Source organism: Streptomyces sp. CGMCC 4.7035 (assembly GCF_031583065.1).
In the GTDB taxonomy this organism is placed as follows: Bacteria; Actinomycetota; Actinomycetes; order Streptomycetales; family Streptomycetaceae; genus Streptomyces; species Streptomyces yaanensis.
Map to the genome: position 1 here is coordinate 3,358,452 of NZ_CP134053.1, position 16,607 is coordinate 3,375,058.

Below are 16,607 nucleotides of genomic sequence, written 5' to 3' on the forward strand. Positions count from 1 at the left end.
CCGTCAAAGCCGTGGGCGGCGCCGTAAGAGAGCCGTCAACGGAGGACCCGATCCGGCCAAAGAGGCGCTTTCCTCTACTCGTCCGTCTTCATCGAACCTCACTCCAGGAGTTAGCGATGGCCGATCTGGCCTTCGTCGTCACCGTGCTCGCGGGTTTCGCATTGGTGGCCCTCGTCGCCAAGGGGGTGACGAAGCTGTGACCGCCGAGAACATCGTCGGCCTGGTTGTGGCCGTCGCCCTGCTGGGCTATCTCGTCCTCGCCCTGATCTTCCCGGAGAGGTTCTGAGACAGACATGGGTCCCGTACTCGCCGGCTTCCTCCAGCTGCTCGCCCTCATAGGAGCGCTGGCCCTCGCCTACATCCCCCTCGGCAACTACATGGCCAGGGTCTACTCCTCCGACAAGCACTGGCGTGTCGAGAAGTGGATCTACAAGGGCATCGGTGCCAACCCGGACACGGAGATGCGCTGGCCCGCGTATCTGCGCGGAGTGCTCGCCTTCTCGGCGGTCAGCGTCCTCTTCCTCTACCTTCTGCAGCGCCTGCAGGGCATCCTGCCCGGCTCGCTGAACTTCTCCTCGGTCAACCCGGCGCAGTCCTTCAACACGGCCGTGTCGTTCGTGACGAACACGAACTGGCAGTCGTACTACGGCGAGCAGACCATGGGGCACGTCGTGCAGACCGCCGGTCTGGCCGTGCAGAACTTCGTCTCGGCGGCCGTCGGCATCGCCGTCGCGGTGGCGCTGGTGCGCGGGTTCGCCCGGTCCCGTACGGGTGAGCTGGGCAACTTCTGGGCCGACCTGGTGCGCGGCACGATCCGCATCCTGGTCCCGGGCGCCGCCATCGCGGCGATCGTCCTGGTCGCCTGCGGCGCGATCCAGAACTTCTCCGGCATCCATGAGGTCGGCCAGTTCATGGGCGGCTCGCAGCAGTGGAACGGCGGAGCGGTGGCCTCGCAGGAGGCCATCAAGGAGTTCGGCACCAACGGCGGCGGCTACTTCAACGCCAACTCCGCGCATCCCTTCGAGAACCCCACGCCCTTCACCAACCTGTTCGAGATCTTCCTGCTGCTGGTGATCCCGTTCGCCCTGACCCGCACCTTCGGTGTCATGGTCGGCTCGATCAAGCAGGGCTACGCGATCCTCGCCACGATGTTCACCATCTGGCTGGGCTTCGTCGCGCTGATGATGTGGACCGAGTTCGCGCACCACGGCCCGGCGCTCCAGGCGGCGGGGGGTGCGATGGAGGGCAAGGAGGTCCGCTTCGGTGTCGGATCGTCGTCGATCTTCGCGGTGTCGACCACACTCACCTCGACCGGTGCGGTGGACTCGTTCCACTCCTCGTTCACCGGACTCGGCGGCGGCATCACCATTCTGGGCATGCAGCTGGGCGAGATCGCGCCCGGTGGTACCGGTTCCGGCCTGTACGGCATGCTGATCATGGCGGTCATCGCGGTGTTCATCGCCGGTCTGATGGTCGGCCGTACGCCCGAGTACCTGGGCAAGAAGATCGGCACCCGCGAGATCAAGCTGGCGGCCTGCTACATCCTCATCACCCCGGCACTGGTGCTGATCTTCACGGCTGCCTCCATGGCCCTGCCGACCCCGCCGAACTCCATGCTGAACTCCGGCGCGCACGGCTTCTCTGAGGTGCTCTATGCCTTCAGCTCCGCGGCCAACAACAACGGCTCGGCCTTCGCCGGTCTGAACGCGAACACCGACTGGTTCAACACCATGACCGGTCTGGCCATGCTGCTGGGGCGCTTCCTGCCGATGGTGTTTGTGCTGGCGCTGGCCGGCTCGCTCGCCGAGCAGAAGCCCGTCCCGGCCACGGCGGGCACCCTGCGCACCGAGAAGCCGCTGTTCACCGGCCTCCTGGTCGGCGCGATCCTGATCATCACCGGTCTGACCTACTTCCCGGCCCTGGCGCTGGGTCCGCTGGCCGAGGGGCTGGCGTCATGACCACCTGTACAGAGAAGTCAGAGGACTCCATGTCCACAGCCACTCCGACCCGGGCGCCGCACAGCGACGTACCCACCGGGCACAAGCCCGCCGAGGGACGTGTCGGCGCGGGCCTCTTCGATCCCAAGCAGCTGCTCAAGTCGCTGCCGGACGCCTTCCGCAAGCTCGACCCGCGGGTGATGGTCAAGTCGCCCGTGATGTTCGTGGTGTGGATCGGCTCCGTGCTGACCACAGTGTTCTCCTTCAAGGACCCGGGCGACTGGTTCGGCTGGGCGATCAGCGCCTGGCTGTGGCTGACCGTGATCTTCGCCAACCTGGCGGAAGCGGTCGCCGAGGGCCGCGGCAAGGCGCAGGCCGACACCCTGCGCAAGGCCAAGACCGACACCGTGGCGCGCCGGCTGCTCACGGACGGTACGTCCGAGGAGCAGGTCCCGGGCACCGACCTGAAGATCGGCGACCTGGTCGTCTGCGAGGCCGGTGACATCATCCCCGGTGACGGTGACGTCATCGAGGGCGTCGCCTCGGTCGACGAGTCGGCCATCACCGGTGAGTCGGCGCCGGTCATCCGTGAGTCCGGCGGCGACCGTTCGGCGGTCACCGGCGGCACGAAGGTCCTCTCCGACCGCATCGTCATCAAGATCACGACGAAGCCGGGCGAGACCTTCATCGACCGGATGATCAACCTGGTCGAGGGCGCGGCCCGGCAGAAGACGCCCAATGAGATCGCCCTCAACATCCTGCTGGCCTCGCTGACGATCGTCTTCCTGCTGGCCGTGGCCACGCTGCCGCCGTTCGCCGACTACGCGGGCACTAAGCTCGGCATGGTCGTGCTGGTGGCACTGCTGGTCTGCCTCATCCCCACGACAATCGGTGCGCTGCTGTCCGCGATCGGCATCGCCGGCATGGACCGGCTGGTACAGCGCAACGTCCTCGCCATGTCGGGCCGTGCGGTCGAGGCCGCCGGTGACGTCTCCACGCTGCTGCTCGACAAGACCGGCACCATCACGCTCGGCAACCGTCAGGCGTCCGAGTTCGTGCCGGTGAGCGGCACCACCGAGGCCGAGGTGGCCGACTCCGCCCAGCTGTCGTCGCTGGCCGACGAGACTCCGGAGGGCCGCTCCATCGTCGTCCTGGCGAAGGAGAAGTACGGCCTGCGGGAGCGCCACCAGGGCGAGCTGGCCGGGGCCGAGTGGATCGCCTTCACCGCCCAGACCCGGATGTCGGGCGTGGACGTCGACGGGCGCAAGATCCGCAAGGGTGCGACCGGATCGGTCATCGCCTGGGTGAAGGAGGAGGGCGGCACCGTCGCGGACGACGCGGACACCCTCTCCAACGCCATCTCGCAGGCGGGCGGCACTCCGCTGCTGGTCGCCGTCAAGGACGACCGGGGTGCCCGCGTCCTGGGCGTCATCCACCTCAAGGACGTCGTCAAGGACGGCATGCGCGAGCGGTTCGACGAACTGCGCCGCATGGGCATCAAGACCGTCATGATCACGGGTGACAACCCGCTGACGGCCAAGGCGATCGCCGAGGAGGCGGGCGTCGACGACTTCCTCGCGGAGGCCACTCCCGAGGACAAGATGGCGCTGATCAAGCGGGAGCAGGCGGGCGGCAAGCTGGTCGCGATGACCGGTGACGGCACGAACGACGCGCCGGCCCTCGCCCAGGCGGACGTCGGGGTCGCGATGAACACGGGCACGTCGGCCGCCAAGGAGGCCGGCAACATGGTCGACCTCGACTCCAACCCGACCAAGCTGATCGAGATCGTCGAGATCGGCAAGCAGTTGCTGATCACGCGCGGTGCGCTGACCACGTTCTCCATCGCCAACGACGTCGCGAAGTACTTCGCGATCATCCCGGCGCTGTTCGCGGCGGTCTATCCGGGCCTGGACAAACTCAACATCATGGGCCTGTCCTCCCCGGACTCCGCGATCCTGTCCGCGGTCATCTTCAACGCGCTGATCATCATCGCCCTGGTGCCCCTGTCCCTGAAGGGCGTGCAGTACCGGCCGGTCAGCGCCGACAAGATGCTGCGGCGCAACCTCACGATCTACGGCATCGGCGGGTTGATCGCGCCGTTCATCGGCATCAAGCTCATCGACCTGCTCATCTCCCTCATCCCCGGAATCGGCTGATCGCCATGAACAACTCCGTCACGAACACTGCCCGGCTGCTCTGGGCGGGACTGCGTGCCCTCCTCGTGCTGACCCTGGTGACCGGCGTCATCTACCCGCTCGTCGTCACGGGTGTGGCCCAGGCACTGTTCAACAACAAGGCGAACGGCTCCGAGGTCAAGGCGGACGGCAAAGTCGTCGGCTCGTCCCTGATCGGGCAGTCATACAACCTGCCGCTGAAGAAGGGGCAGCAGACCCCGGACCCCGACCTGAAGTGGTTCCAGGGCCGCCCGGCCAACGGGCTCGGCAGCAACAGCATGAACACCCAGTACAAGCTGCTGCTGTCCGGCGCGACCAACCTCTCCGCCGACAACAAGGACCTGATCCAGCAGGTCAAGGACGCCAAGGCGGCTGTCATCAAGGACAACTCGGTGCCCGGCTACACGGTCAAGGCATCCGCGGTCCCCGCCGACGCCGTCACGTCCTCCGCCTCCGGCCTGGATCCGAACATCTCCCCGGCCTACGCGCAGATCCAGGTCCACCGGATCGCAGCCAAGAACGGCCTCTCGGTCGCTCAGGTGGAGAAGCTGGTCAAGGACCACACGCAGGGCCGCACCCTCGGCTTCATGGGCGAGCCCCGGGTGAACGTCCTCGAACTCAACATCGCGCTCAAGGACCTTGTGGCAAAGCACTGATGGGATTACGCGACATGCGCGGGAGTTGGCGGCCGGGAGCCATCCTGGATGATCCGTCAACTCCCGCTGCCATGACGTCGGTTGCCTCGCGTTTGGTGCCGCACAGCCCGACGCACGACAGGAAAGGCACGCACCCATGACCAGGGTGTTGGTGGTGGAGGACGACCCGCAGCTCGTACGGGCCCTCGTGATCAACCTGCAGGCACGCAAGTACGGCGTCGACGCCGCGCCCGACGGGGCCACGGCCCTGCGGCTGGCCGCCGCCCGCCAGCCCGACGTGGTGATGCTGGACCTCGGTCTGCCCGACATGGACGGCATCGAGGTCATCAAGGCCCTGCGCGGCTGGACCCGGGTGCCGGTCCTGGTCCTGTCCGCGCGACAGGGGTCCGACGAGAAAGTCGCCGCGCTCGACGCGGGCGCCGACGACTACATCACCAAGCCGTTCAACATGAACGAACTCCTCGCCCGGCTGCGCGCCGCCGTCCGCCGCACCGAGGACACACCGCTCGTCCCGGAGACCACACTGGTCGAGACCGGGGACTTCAGCATCGACCTGTTCGCCAAGAAAGTCGTACGCGGCGGACGGGACGTACGGCTGACTCCGACCGAATGGCACCTGCTGGAGATCCTGGTGACCAACCCGGGGCGGCTGATCACGCAGAAGCACCTTCTTCAGGAAGTCTGGGGAGTCTCACAGAGCAGCAAGACCAATTACCTGCGGGTCTACATGGCACAGCTGCGGCGCAAACTGGAGACGGACCCCGCCCACCCCCGCTATCTGATCACCGAGCCCGGCATGGGCTACCGCTTCGAAGGATGACATGGCACGCGGAAAGCTCCGGATCTACCTCGGCGCGGCACCCGGCGTCGGCAAGACCTACGCCATGCTCTCCGAGGCCCACCGAAGGATCGAGCGGGGCACCGACTGCGTGGTGGGGTTCGTGGAACACCACCGCCGGCCGCGCACCGAGGTGATGCTGCACGGCCTGGAGGAGATCCCGCGCAAGGAGATCGAATACCGGGGCAGCACCTTCACCGAGATGGACGTCGACGCCGTCCTGCGGCGCGCCCCCGCCGTCGCCCTCGTCGACGAACTCGCCCACACCAACATCCCCGGCTCCCGCAACACCAAGCGCTGGCAGGACGTCGAGGAACTGCTGGCAGCCGGGATCGACGTCGTCTCGACCGTCAACATCCAGCACCTGGAGTCGCTCGGCGACGTCGTCGAGTCCATCACCGGTGTACGGCAGCGGGAGACCGTGCCGGACGAAGTCGTACGCCGGGCCGACCAGATCGAGCTGGTCGACATGTCCCCACAGGCCCTGCGCCGCCGGATGGCGCACGGCAACATCTACAAACCGGACAAGGTCGACGCGGCCCTCTCCAACTACTTCCGGCCCGGAAACCTCACCGCCCTGCGGGAGCTGGCGCTGCTGTGGGTGGCCGACCGGGTCGACGCCTATCTGACCGAGTACCGCAGCGCGCACCACGTCTCGACCATCTGGGGCTCGCGTGAACGGATCGTGGTCGGCCTGACCGGAGGCCCCGAAGGCAGCACGCTCATCCGCCGGGCGGCGCGGCTGGCCGAGAAGGGCGCCGGTGGCGAGGTGCTGGCCGTCTACATCTCCCGCAGCGACGGCCTGACCGCCGCCTCACCGAAGGAACTCGCCGTCCAGCGCACCCTCGTGGAGGACCTGGGCGGCACCTTCCACCAGGTCGTCGGCGACGACATACCCGTCGCGCTCCTGGACTTCGCACGCGGGGTGAACGCCACCCAGATCGTCCTGGGGGTCTCCCGCCGCCGGAGCTGGCAGTACGTCTTCGGGCCCGGTGTGGGCGCCACGGTCGCCCGGGACTCCGGACTCGACCTCGACGTCCACCTCATCACGCACGACGAGGCGGGCAAGGGCCGCGGACTGCCGGTGGCACGCGGAGCACGCCTGGGACGGGCCCGGGTCGTCTGGGGCTGGCTCGTCGGAGTGCTCGGTCCCGTCCTCCTCACCTGGCTGCTCACCAGCGCCCTCCCGGACGTCGGCCTCGCCAACGACATGCTGCTGTTCCTCACCCTGACGGTGGCGGCGGCCCTGGTCGGCGGACTGCTGCCGGCGCTGGCGTCGGCGGTCGGGGGCTCCCTGCTGCTCAACTGGTACTTCACCCCACCCGTCCACACCCTGACCATCGCCGATCCGAAGAACATCGTCGCCATCGCCATCTTCGTCGGGGTCGCCGTCTCCGTGGCCTCGGTCGTCGACCTCGCCGCCCGGCGCACGCACCAGGCCGCCCGGTTGCGCGCCGAGTCCGAAATCCTGTCCTTCCTCGCGGGCAACGTGCTGCGCGGCGAGACCAGCCTGGAGGAGCTGCTGGAACGGGTGCGTGAGACCTTCGGCATGGAGTCGGCGGCGCTGCTGGAACGGGCCGGCGAGACCGATCCGTGGACCTGCGCGGGCAGCGTCGGCCCCCGGCCCTGCCAGCACCCCGACGACGCGGACGTCGACGTGCCGGTCGGCGACCACATGTCCCTGGCACTGTCGGGGCGGGTGCTGCCAGCCGCCGACCGGCGGGTGCTCGCCGCCTTCGCCGCCCAGGCCGCCGTCGTACTGGACCGCCAGCGCCTGCTGCAGGAAGCCGACCAAGCCAAGGAACTCGCCGAGGGCAACCGCATCCGCACCGCGCTGCTCGCCGCCGTCAGCCACGACCTGCGCACCCCCCTGGCCGGGATCAAGGCGGCCGTCACGTCCCTGCGCTCCGACGACGTCGCCTGGTCCGAACAGGACCAGGCGGAGCTGCTGGAGGCCATCGAGGAGGGAGCGGACCGACTCGACCACCTAGTGGGCAACCTTCTGGACATGTCCCGGCTTCAGACCGGTACGGTCACCCCGATCATCCGCGAGACCGACCTCGACGAGGTCGTCCCCATGGCCCTCGGCGGAGTGCCCGAGGACAGCGTGGAGCTGGACATCCCGGAGACACTGCCCATGGTGAACGTGGACCGCGGGCTGCTGGAGAGGGCCGTCGCCAACGTCGTCGAGAACGCGGTCAAGTACAGCCCACCGGGGGAGAAGGTCCTGGTCTCGGCCAGCGCCATCGCGGACCGCGTCGAGGTACGGGTGGTCGACCGCGGCCCCGGTGTGCCCGACGACGCCAAGGACCGCATCTTCGAACCCTTCCAGCGCTACGGCGACTCCCCGCGCGGCAACGGCGTCGGACTCGGCCTCGCCGTCGCCCGCGGCTTCGCTGAAGCCATGGGCGGCACCCTGAGTGCCGAGGACACCCCCGGCGGTGGCCTCACCATGGTGCTCAGCGTGCCGACGGCACCCCAGCGCCGGCCGGAACAGCCCGACCTGCCGGCCGCGGCCACCTCCTGACGGCGGGAGCCCGGGGGCTCAGCCTCCGGGCGGCACGGTCTTCCGGCTGCGACCACCACAGGAGGAGTGGGGGTACGGGACCTCATACCTCGGGCGGCACGGTCTCGAACTCCCTCTCCACGTCACCGGTGTCCAGTCGCAGCCGCCAGGCGTTCCGGCGGTGCGCGGCAGCCAGCGCGGCCTCCAACGGCGAGGGCGGCACCGCGAGGACGGGACAGGTGGCGTGGGCGAGGCAATAGCGGCTGACCGACGGCCGCAACGCGCGGTACAGGGGGCCGCGCCGCCCTGCACCGACGACGAGGAGATCGTTCTCGCGGTCGGCGATGTCGACCAGTGCCCGACCAGGGGCACCACGGGCGACGAGAGCCTGCCCAGGAGGCCCCGCGACGGCGCTGCCGAACACGTCCCGCAGAGCCGCGACCAGCCTCTCCCGCGCCAGCCGCTCCCACTCCTGGACCAGATGGGCCGCGGCCGGTGAGTGACGCGCGGCAAGATCCCCGCCGGGCGGCTCCCAGGCCAGCACCGGCCACAGCTCGGCACCCCTGCTCCGCGCCTCGCCCGCGGCCCGGCACAGGGCGGTCAGACTGCCTGGCGAACCGCTCACTCCGACCAGGACCCGAGCGGCTGAGGGCACATCGGACTCGGACATCACTTCACCGTTCTGCACACGCCGACGGACGGTCCCGCGTCGGCGAACCTCATGGAAACCACGTCCATCTCACCTCCGCGCCAAGGCTTTCGAACAGCCCGCGAGCCAGTTCTTGGCGCCATTCTGACGGCACCCGCAGCGCCTGATCGCCGCTGGTGTCAGCGCCGCGTCAGCATTCGCCCGACGCACGTCAGCGTTGCGTCATGAACCCGCGGATCACCACCCCGGGCGGCATAGCGTCAGCGGTGAGCCCCGTTCTGCCTCCCCGCGTTCGGGGCCGCCAAGCCACTCGACGCGACCCGACCGGGACCCATTCGGGCCCCGGACCCCGGAGGTATCCCATGGCAGACATCCTGTGCGGCGAGGACCCCGAACCTTCTGATCGGTCCCCGGCCGGACCTCTGTTCGTTCCCGTCCGGCCGGGACCCTCGGGGTGCGTCACGCGTGTCTTCTGCACACCTGTTGGCGACCGTACGGCCGTCGGCTTCACCTCCGAGAACCTCCTGATCGCGACGCTCGGCCCCGAGCAGGTGTGGATCAGGCTCGCCGAGCCCGCGCTGCGCGCGCTGACCGAACCGCTCGGCATCGCCACCGTCACAGTGGATCCCCAGTTCACGGCACGGGCCGCCCGGCCGGTGAACCCTGTCGTCCCCGCGCTCGCTCTGCGCGTTGCCTGAGAGGGGGCATGATGACCACCGTTCACGACAGTGCCGTCACCACTCTCGCCGGCGATCTCTCCGTCTGGCCCGCGTCCACCGCCGAGCCCTGCCCGGGTGACCTGGCGGTCGGCGGCGTACCGCTCGCCGAGATCGCCGACCGCTTCGGCACCCCCGTCTACGTCCTCGACGAGGCCGAGGTCCGCGAGCGCTGCCGCACCTACCGGGACGCCTTCCCCGACACCGAGATCCTCTACGCGGCCAAGGCGTTCCTGTGCCGCGCGATGATCCACTGGATGGACGAGGAGGGCCTCGGGCTCGACGTCTGCTTGGCCGGCGAGCTGGAGCTGGCCGTCACCACCGGGTTCCCGGCCGAGCGGATCGTGCTGCACGGCAACGCCAAGTCCCCCCGCGACCTGGAGACCGCCCTCCGTCTCGGTGTGGGCCGCATCGTCATCGACAGCCCCTCGGAGATCGCCCGGCTGGCCGCCGCCGTAGGCCCCCACGGCCACCAGAAGGTCATGGTCCGGGTGGTGCCCGGGATCAGCGCCGGCGGCCACGCGAAGATCCGCACCGGCACCGAGGACCAGAAGTTCGGCCTCAGCATCTCCGACGGATACGCCCAGCACGCGATCGCCCGGATACTGGACCAACCGCAGCTCGAACTCACCGGTCTGCACTGCCACCTGGGTTCGCAGATCACCAGCGTCAAGCCGTATCTGGCCGCAGCGCGGCGCCTGGTGGGCCTGATGGCGCGGCTGCACGAGCAGCACGGCCTGGTCCTGCCCGAGCTGGACCTCGGCGGCGGCCACGGCATCGCCTACCGCCCCGGTGAACAGGCCCTGGACCTGACCACCCTGGCCCGCAAGGTCCGTACCGAGCTGGCGGAGGCGTGTGCGGCGGCCGGGCTGCCCGTTCCTCGTCTGATCATCGAACCGGGGCGGGCCATCGCCGGACCGGCGGGCATCGCCCTGTACCGCGTCCTTGCCGTCAAACACACCGGCAATCGCACGTACATCGCCGTCGACGGCGGCATGAGCGACAACCCGCGCCCGGCCCTCTACGGGGTCCGTTACGCGCCTCGTCTGATCGGCCGCCGCACCACCGCCGAACGTGCCCCCGTCACCGTCGTCGGCCGGCACTGCGAGGCAGGCGACGTGCTCGCCGCCGACATCGAACTCCCCGCGGACGTACGTCCCGGAGATCTGCTGGCCGTCCCCGTCGCCGGCGCTTACCACCTGTCCATGGCCTCCGGATACAACCTGGTCGGCCGCCCGCCCGTCGCCGCCGTAAGCGACGGCCGCGCCCGGCTCCTCGTGCGGCGGGAGTCCCTGGACGACATCCGCAGCCGCGACGTGGGCCTCTAGGCTCGCGTCGCATTCTGTTCCAGTGGGTGCAGGTCGAGCAGGTCGGCGACACGGGCGCACTCCGCCTCGGTGGGCTCGTTGGCGATCGAGCAGGGCGCCGACCGCCTCGACCACCTGGTGGGCAACCTGTTGGCCATCGGTCCGCGCGTATCCGACGCCGGGTCCCGCCTGCTCCGTGCAACCACATCCGAGGCGGGGATGAGCGACCATGAAGGGGAGGGTGCCCGCCATACCGGCCACCCAATGGGGAGTCCGAGACGCCGGGCCTTGCGCACTGGGTCGGCTCGCCCGGTAGGAGGGGCGTATGTCGCGAGGCACGCTGCGGGTCTATCTGGGAGCGGCCCCAGGTGTGGGTAAGACGTACGACATGCTCAGTGAGGGGCAGCGCCGCGCCGGACGGGGCACCGATGTGGTCATCGGGTTCGTGGAGGACTACGGCCGGCCGCTGACCCGGAAGATGGCCGAGGGTCTTGAGACCGTGCCCCGCAGGACCATGCACTACCGGGGTGCGTCCTTCACCGAGATGGATCTCGACGCCATCCTCGCCCGCCGCCCCCAGGTCGCCCTGGTCGACGAGCTCGCTCACACCAACATTCCCGGCTGCCGCCACGAAAAGCGCTGGCAGGACATCGAGGAACTGCTGGACGCGGGAATCGACGTCGTCTCCACCGTCAACATCCAGCACCTGGAATCGCTCAACGACGTCGTCGAACAGATCACCGGCGTCAGACAGCGGGAGACCGTGCCCGACGACAGGGTCCGCCGCGCCGACCAGATCGAGCTGGTGGACATGACGGGCGAGGCGCTGCGCCGCCGCATGGTGCACGGCAACGTCTACCCGCCGGACAAGATCGACGCCGCACTGGCCCACTACTTCCGCCTGGGCAACCTCACCGCCCTGAGGGAGCTGGCGATGCTGTGGGTGGCAGATCGAGTCGAGGAAGCCCTGCTGCGCTACCGCAAGGATCACGGCATCCAGCATCCGTGGGGCGCCCGGGAACGCGTGCTGGTCGCCCTGTCCGGAGGACCCGAGGGCGAGACCCTCATCCGGCGCGGCAAGCGGACCGCCTCCCGCGGAGCCGGCGGTGAGTTCCTCGCCGTACATGTCGACCGAGGCGACGGACTCGTCGGCACCGACCCGAAGCTCCTGGCCCGCCAGCGCGCCCTGGTGGAAGACCTCGGTGGCAGCTACCACGGGTTGACCGGCGAGAACACCGCACGAACCGTCCTGGAATTCGCCCGGGAGGTCAACGCCACCCAGATCGTCATCGGCGCGACTCGACGCAGCCGCCTCAAGGAATTCATCTCCCGGGGCGTGGGCGAGTCCATCATCGAAGGATCGGGCGACGACATCGACGTATACGTCGTCACGCACTCCGAAGCCGCGCACGGCCGCTTCCTGCACCGCCGCACGCGCGCGCCGGAGGACCCGGCCTCGGCCAGCTCTGCGGCCGGCTGACGTCGACCATCCAGGGTCTGTGCCTCCCAGACGGTGGCGGGGGAGTGGGCAGGAACTGATCGCAGTGGATCACGGGAGCGCCGCCGGCCGGTCGGCCTTCCTCGCGTTCGTCGATCGCCACCGCACCCCTGGCCTGGAAGAGAATCCGCTCGGCATTCTCGCGTGCGAGCGCCGCGCTGATCGTTGCACCGCGCGGACGTCGTAGGCGTGAACGTGGCGCCGTCGCTCACCGCCTGTGCGATCGTCCGAGCAGCGGGGCTTGGAGGTGATTCACGCCCCCCGACGCATAACCGACGCCCTCCTGCGGGCCGACCGTTCGAGACGTCGTTCGAGACGAAGCGGCACCCGCTGCCGGAGGTTGCGCTGTGGGATAGGTATCGTCGGCCCCGATGCCCTGGCCTGCAGTTCAGCGGCCCGCACGGAGGAGGATCACCATGGCCGGTCGCCGACAGAGAACCGGGTCAGATGACGGACCCGCAGCGGCGGCGCCGGAGGCTCCTCGGGCAGTGGCAGGCACGCACGACTCGGTGCGCCTCGCGGTGGTGATCGGTGCTCTCGGCGTGGTCTTCGGTGACATCGGGACCAGCCCGATCTACACCCTCCAGACCGTGTTCAACCCCAGTGACCCGCACCCCGTCCCGGTCTCCACACAGAACGTGTACGGCGTGGTGTCGCTGGTGTTCTGGTCGGTCATGATCATCGTGACGGTCACATACGTGCTGCTGGCGATGCGCGCCGACAACGACGGCGAGGGTGGCATCATGGCGCTGATCACCTTGCTGCGCCGGTGGTCGTCGCAGCGGGGCCAGCGGGCCGCCGCTGTCCTGGCTGCGCTGGGCATCTTCGGCGCGTCGCTGTTCTTCGGCGACAGCATGATCACCCCGGCGATCTCGGTGCTCTCCGCGGTCGAGGGACTCAAGGTGGTGGAGCCGTCCCTGGAGAGCGCGGTCGTGCCCATCACGGCGGTGATCATCGTGATGCTGTTCCTGGTGCAGCGCAGAGGGACTGCGGCGGTGGGCCGGATGTTCGGGCCGGTCATGATCGCCTGGTTCGTCGCCATCGGCGCGTGCGGGGTGGAGGGTATCGCCGAGCACCCGGGCATCCTCAGGGCGCTGTCACCGACGTACGCCCTGGGCTTCCTGTTCGGCCATTTCGGCACCGCCTTCTTCGCCCTGGCGGCGGTCGTGCTCGCGGTCACCGGCGCTGAGGCGCTCTACGCCGACATGGGGCACTTCGGCCGACGCGCCATCACCCGCGGCTGGCTGTTCCTCGTCTTCCCGGCCTGCATCCTGAGCTACCTCGGCCAAGGCGCGCTCATCCTCGACGACCCGAAGAACATCAGCAGCCCGTTCTTCCTGCTCGTGCCCGACTGGGGACGGTGGCCGATGATCCTGCTGGCCACCGCGGCCACGGTGATCGCCTCCCAGGCGGTGATCACCGGTGCGTACTCGGTGACCTCCCAGGCCGCGCAGCTCGGCTACCTGCCGCGGCTGCGGGTTGCGCACACCTCCGAGTCCACCATCGGCCAGATCTACGTCCCCTGGATCAACTGGCTGCTGATGGTCTCGGTCCTCACCCTGGTCTTCGCCTTCCGCAGCTCAGCGGCGCTGGCCTTCGCGTTCGGCATGGCGGTCACCGGCACCATCACCATCACCACGCTGTTGTTCTTCTACGTCGCCCGAGCGAAGTGGGGCACGCCCAGGTGGCTTGTCGGCATCGGCGCCGGCGTGCTGCTCTTCGTGGACCTGCTGTTCGTGGCGGCGAATCTGACCAAGCTCGTCCACGGCGCGTGGCTGCCGCTGCTGATCGGCCTGACCGCGTTCACCGTCATGACGACCTGGCAGCGCGGCCGCAGAATCGTCACGGCGGAACGGGCACGGCACGAGGGCCCGCTGCCCGAGTTCATCGACGGCCTGCGGACCGGGACCGTGTCGACGCGCCGTGTCCCCGGCACGGCCGTCTTCCTCAACCGGGGCAAGGAGACCGCGCCGCTGGCCATGCGGGCCAACGTCGAGCACAACCACGTGCGGCACGACCAGGTGGTGATCCTGTCCATCGAGACCGAGCCCGTGCCCCGTGTCCCGGCCGACCAGCGCCTCGTCGTCGACGACCTCGGCTACGCCGACGACGGGATCGTGCACGTCACCGCCCGGTACGGCTACATGGAGACACCGGACGTACCCGCCAGCCTGGCGATGCTGGAACCCTCCCAGACCGAGGGGCCGCTCCAGCTCGACCAGGCGTCCTATTTCTTGTCGAAGATAGAGCTCCGCCGTGGCAAGGCCCCGACGATGGCCCCGTGGCGCAAGCGCCTGTTCATCGCCACGTCCTACATCACGGCCGACGCCGCCGAGTATTTCGGACTCCCCGGCGACCGTACGGTCATCATGGGCTCCCACATCGAGGTGTGATCGCGCGTGTCACCGACGGCCCAGGGCGCGAGCGTACGCCAGGACGGTGTCACAGCCAGCCGTTGCGCTTGAAGCCGCGGTGGAGGAGGAAGCAGGCGGTCGCGATCACGGCGAGGACGAGGGGGTAGCCGAAGCGCCAGCGCAGTTCCGGCATGTGGTCGAAGTTCATGCCGTACACGCCGCACACCATGGTGGGTACGGCGATGATCGCGGCCCAGGCGGTGATCTTGCGGGCGTCGTCGTTCTGGGCGACGGCGACCTGGGCGAGGTGGGCCTGGAGGATGGAGTCGGGCAGGGCGTCGAAGCCGGTGATCTGCTCGGTGATCCGTGGCCTGGTGGTCGGCGACGTCGCGGAAGTGTGCCCGTATGGCGGGGGCGACGGAGCGCAGCGGTTCGGCCCAGAGCGTCTCCAGGGGACGGCCAAGGGAGACGCTGCAGGCGGTCACGTCGCACGGCATCGGCGACGGGCGCGGCGGCTTCGGCGCGGGTCAGTTGATCCAGCACGCAGGGCATGGGAGATGATGCGTGGGCAGGCACGGTCTCGCTCGGTTCTCATGGGTCTCGACAACCACATGATCACCGGCGCCGTGCCTGCTCTGTTACCGGCCCCAGACCAAGACATGACGGCACGTCACGGATCACTGCACCGAACCCGGACCGATCGCTTTCATACAAAGCCCCTGGTCCCGCCGGAACCCGCTGACCAGTGGCCTCGGCCGGACCCGCGCCAAGCTGCGGACCCTCGCCGGCTCGGCCGATTGCCGCTCAACCGTTGCTCGCGGCTCTTTTCAAATGTCATCAAGGCAACAATTACAGGAGGATCATCCACCCGTCATCAAATTGGAAAAGGACCGGTCCGGCTTCCGGAGCAGCTACGAAGCCTGCGGTTCGTCAGTGTTGGGATCAGCGCTTCCAGTCGACCCTAGCAAGGTCCAGTCGTGCTTACGCGAGAACTCTCGGAACTCCTCCGAATCCAAGTCCATCGCCTTACCCTTGGCTTGAAGCTCAACCATGTCTTCGATGAAGTGCTCGAAACCTCCGGGAACCGAGATCTGCAGAAGACGCGGCACGGTCTCCCCCACAAGCTTAACCGCATGGGGAATCCCTGCAGGCAGGAACATAAAACTACCCGGGCCGACCTCATGCTGCTCGTCGTCAAAGGTCACCCGTAGCGTGCCTTCCAGCAGGAAGAAGAGTTCGTCAGCGGTTTCGTGGATGTGGAGTGGAAGGTCGTGGTTCACCGAGACCTCGAGGACTGAGTACTGGCCGTCGGTATGGGCGGCGCCCGCTTTGAGCAAGTAGAGCGGTGCGATGTCGACGCGAGTTTCCAGACCCTCGCCTGGTCCAAGTTTGATGAATCGAGCCTTCTTCGAGGATCGATCGGAATTGGTCTGCTCTGCATTCATCTTTGGAACTCCTTTTCTCGTGATTCGACCACTTGTACAACGCCGGTGGGGCGGTCAGGGCGGAGAAAGTAAGAAGTGGGGCGGGCTGACGGGGCCTGGTGATCTGTGACGAACCGGGCCCCCGTACATGGGACTCGGAGCGGATGGCGGCTTCAGAGGCTGTACGGGCCGAAGCGTCCCCAGGCCACCAGTACGGCAAGGATCAGCAGGACGGCGTTGAGGCCGATCGCGGGGAATTCCTTCTTGCGGGCGTGGTACGTCGCGGCCAGCAGCATCGTTATACCGAGGCCGACGGCGGCCAGTGGTGTCAGCACGGTGGCGATACCGGTGGCCGCGGGCAGGATCAGCCCGAGGGCACCGGCGAATTCCACGATGCCGATGAAGCGGACGGTGCCGGCTGAGAAGTCGGCCACCCAGGGCAGCTTCTCGACGAGCTTGTCCTTGGGCTGGGTGGTTTTCATGACACCGGCCATGGCGAACATGACGGTCAGTACGGCCTGCACGATCCACAGGAAGATGTTCATCAG

13 protein-coding genes and 1 pseudogene are annotated in these 16,607 nt (G+C 68.5%); 10 read left to right on the forward strand and 4 right to left on the reverse strand.

The features are described from left to right. Nucleotides 1-196 precede the first annotated feature (196 nt). From kdpF to Q2K21_RS14180, 6 genes are all read left to right on the forward strand, one after another. Nucleotides 197-286, forward strand: a complete 90-nt coding sequence (gene kdpF, locus Q2K21_RS14155; protein WP_016434100.1) for a K(+)-transporting ATPase subunit F — start codon at nucleotides 197-199, stop codon at nucleotides 284-286. Nucleotides 287-293: 7 nt separating this feature from the next. Continuing rightward, nucleotides 294-1,958 carry a potassium-transporting ATPase subunit KdpA gene (kdpA, locus tag Q2K21_RS14160; protein ID WP_310770615.1) on the forward strand — a complete coding sequence of 555 codons (1,665 nt, stop codon included), beginning with the start codon at nucleotides 294-296 and terminating at the stop codon, nucleotides 1,956-1,958. Beyond that, the gene (kdpB, locus tag Q2K21_RS14165) at nucleotides 1,955-4,093 is read left to right on the forward strand and encodes a potassium-transporting ATPase subunit KdpB (protein WP_310770617.1); all 2,139 of its coding nucleotides are present in this window, start codon (nucleotides 1,955-1,957) and stop codon (nucleotides 4,091-4,093) included. The genes kdpA and kdpB overlap by 4 nt, the downstream gene beginning before the upstream one ends. 5 nt (nucleotides 4,094-4,098) lie before the next feature. Further along, nucleotides 4,099-4,767 carry a potassium-transporting ATPase subunit C gene (locus Q2K21_RS14170; RefSeq protein ID WP_310770619.1) on the forward strand — a complete coding sequence of 223 codons (669 nt, stop codon included), beginning with the start codon at nucleotides 4,099-4,101 and terminating at the stop codon, nucleotides 4,765-4,767. Between the two features lie 136 nt (nucleotides 4,768-4,903). Further along, nucleotides 4,904-5,587 carry a response regulator gene (locus Q2K21_RS14175; RefSeq protein WP_310770621.1) on the forward strand — a complete coding sequence of 228 codons (684 nt, stop codon included), beginning with the start codon at nucleotides 4,904-4,906 and terminating at the stop codon, nucleotides 5,585-5,587. A gap of 1 nt (nucleotide 5,588) precedes the next feature. Beyond that, the gene (locus tag Q2K21_RS14180) at nucleotides 5,589-8,132 is read left to right on the forward strand and encodes a sensor histidine kinase KdpD (RefSeq protein WP_310770623.1); all 2,544 of its coding nucleotides are present in this window, start codon (nucleotides 5,589-5,591) and stop codon (nucleotides 8,130-8,132) included. 82 nt (nucleotides 8,133-8,214) lie between these two features. Here the strand turns inward: Q2K21_RS14180 and Q2K21_RS14185 are convergent, their stop codons facing one another. After that, a complete protein-coding gene (locus Q2K21_RS14185; RefSeq protein WP_310770625.1) occupies nucleotides 8,215-8,781 on the reverse strand; it encodes a universal stress protein in 567 nt (188 codons plus the stop codon). Nucleotides 8,782-9,122: 341 nt separating this feature from the next. Here Q2K21_RS14185 and Q2K21_RS14190 point away from each other — a divergent pair, with 341 nt between their 5' ends. From Q2K21_RS14190 to Q2K21_RS14205, 4 genes are all read left to right on the forward strand, one after another. Next, nucleotides 9,123-9,458 (forward strand): SAV_915 family protein, encoded by a 336-nt coding sequence (locus Q2K21_RS14190; RefSeq protein WP_310770627.1) that lies wholly within the window; start codon nucleotides 9,123-9,125, stop codon nucleotides 9,456-9,458. 11 nt (nucleotides 9,459-9,469) lie between these two features. Beyond that, nucleotides 9,470-10,804, forward strand: a complete 1,335-nt coding sequence (lysA, locus tag Q2K21_RS14195) for a diaminopimelate decarboxylase (protein WP_310780948.1) — start codon at nucleotides 9,470-9,472, stop codon at nucleotides 10,802-10,804. Between the two features lie 304 nt (nucleotides 10,805-11,108). Then, a complete protein-coding gene (locus tag Q2K21_RS14200; RefSeq protein WP_310770629.1) occupies nucleotides 11,109-12,263 on the forward strand; it encodes a universal stress protein in 1,155 nt (384 codons plus the stop codon). A 506-nt stretch (nucleotides 12,264-12,769) separates the two neighbouring features. Next, the gene (locus tag Q2K21_RS14205; protein WP_310770631.1) at nucleotides 12,770-14,674 is read left to right on the forward strand and encodes a potassium transporter Kup; all 1,905 of its coding nucleotides are present in this window, start codon (nucleotides 12,770-12,772) and stop codon (nucleotides 14,672-14,674) included. Between the two features lie 49 nt (nucleotides 14,675-14,723). Here Q2K21_RS14205 and Q2K21_RS14210 read toward each other — a convergent pair. The 3 genes and pseudogenes from Q2K21_RS14210 to Q2K21_RS14220 form a co-directional block, all read right to left on the reverse strand. Next, nucleotides 14,724-15,105: pseudogene (locus Q2K21_RS14210) on the reverse strand (CorA family divalent cation transporter); the annotation flags it as partial. Between the two features lie 441 nt (nucleotides 15,106-15,546). Continuing rightward, nucleotides 15,547-16,080: a cupin domain-containing protein gene (locus Q2K21_RS14215; RefSeq protein ID WP_310770633.1), complete on the reverse strand. Its 534-nt coding sequence runs from the start codon at nucleotides 16,078-16,080 to the stop codon at nucleotides 15,547-15,549. Nucleotides 16,081-16,232: 152 nt separating this feature from the next. Next, on the reverse strand, nucleotides 16,233-16,604 hold the full coding sequence (locus Q2K21_RS14220; protein ID WP_310770635.1) for a DoxX family protein: 372 nt from the start codon (nucleotides 16,602-16,604) through the stop codon (nucleotides 16,233-16,235). Nucleotides 16,605-16,607: the final 3 nt, after the last annotated feature.